This window comes from Chryseobacterium sp. BGARF1 (assembly GCF_001677955.1).
Lineage (GTDB): Bacteria > Bacteroidota > Bacteroidia > Flavobacteriales > Weeksellaceae > Chryseobacterium.
The window spans coordinates 1-1,513 of sequence record NZ_LELA01000104.1 but is presented as its reverse complement, the minus strand read 5'-3'; the positions used below and the strand labels follow the sequence as shown (position 1 = coordinate 1,513).

Sequence of the window (1,513 nt, the reverse complement as noted above, 5' to 3'; positions counted from 1 at the left end):
CAGGAATAAAAAAATGGGTAGACCAAGCCAAAGAAGAACTGAAAATTACAAAACACTGGTACACTGATATTGTAGATTGGGCAAGAGGTGACAAAGAATATGACGGTTCAGGCTGGGCACATGGTGCAAGACAAAGTCTGGCAAAATCTATTGGTTTTACAGATGGAAATATTAACAACCTTTTTGAAGCAGGGATTTATTCTATGCTGCAAAGTGGTGAAGTAGATATTAGCAATAGCAAAAGGCTAATTAAGATGATTAATGAAGATCCTGAATTTGTTAAATATGAGAAAGAAATTGCAGGAAAAATTGTAAATCATCCTAAATACGGAAAAGAAAAAATTATATTTAGAGATAATAAAGGTATTCAATTGGGAGGAAAAAGAGCCAAAGGAGATATGCTGGATCAGTTTAAAAATCCATTCAGTACAAAATACAGAGATACCTGGAAAGTGGCTGCCAATGAATTAACCTGGTTACTCAGGAGTATTGCTGTAAGCTCTCAAATTAATGTTGATAAAGAGGGTAATGCAATAATAAATCATTTATTCGAAGATACTTTTGACTTACGACCTTCTTCTGCTGGAGAAAGAAGTATAGAATACGATGTAGTAAGTATTATAACAGGGTTTCTTTATCACGACATTGCAGGCGGAAATGATTTAATGAAAGTTAAAGGGAACTGGAATAATCAATATTCAAAGAAAGATATTGAATGGAAAGCTAATGGATACAAAATTATTGAGGAAGGTATGAAAAAGTGGAAAGAAAAAATGGAGCAAGATCGTTTAAAATGGATTCGTGATACACAATAAGAAAATATGAAAAAACTAATTTTTTTAATCGTCATTTTTTTTACTTTTCAAAATTGTAATAAAGTAAAAAATAATATAAAAGAAAAAATGCATATACCAGATTACTCATATAAAGAAGCAGGAATTGATCAGTTTTACTATTCCTATACAGATTTAGGGAATACTCCTGTATTTCCTTTGATTAAACCTTTTAAAATATTAAAAGTAGGAAATCCAAGAGAATGGTTACTTGATACGGATTTAGGTGGGATTGACAACGAATTAGGCGGAAATATATCACCTTTAGTATATTTTAATGTAGTAGAAAATTTTATATATGGTTATAAATCTGAATATAAAGATGATAAAATTCCAGATTTTAATATGCCCCAAAAATGGTTCATCTTAAATACTCAAGACAAAAAGCTTCAGTATTTTGACAAAGAGTCTGATTTCAAAGCTAGACTAAAAAAACTTAATCTTCCAGAAACATTTCTAAATCCTGATGAAGTGTACGAACAGTATAAACAAGACCCTGTTTTACCTTGGTTTCCTGAGGGTATTAAAAAACAATTGCAAGAAGTAAAAGCTAAAAAGGAAAATAAATAAACACCAGCTAACGGGATGATAAATCATATTAACTTCATTAGTCTTTTTTCACCATATATTATTGATTCTTTCAAAAATGATGATGATTTTCTTGTTGTTCTATTAATAAT

2 protein-coding genes are annotated in these 1,513 nt (G+C 30.1%); both read left to right on the top strand.

Going from position 1 to position 1,513, the window contains the following annotated elements:
- Positions 1-815, top strand: an 815-nt coding sequence (locus tag AB671_RS22530; protein ID WP_185114150.1) for a hypothetical protein, incomplete at its 5' end; no start/stop codon positions are given.
- A gap of 6 nt (positions 816-821) precedes the next feature.
- A complete protein-coding gene (locus AB671_RS18680; protein WP_066681865.1) occupies positions 822-1,403 on the top strand; it encodes a hypothetical protein in 582 nt (193 codons plus the stop codon).
- Positions 1,404-1,513 lie beyond the last annotated feature (110 nt).

Excerpts from the sequence above, each read along its gene's own strand:
- AB671_RS18680 (WP_066681865.1), top strand. The coding sequence starts at position 822 with ATGAAAAAACTAATTTTTTTAATCGTCATTTTTTTTACTTTTCAAAAT.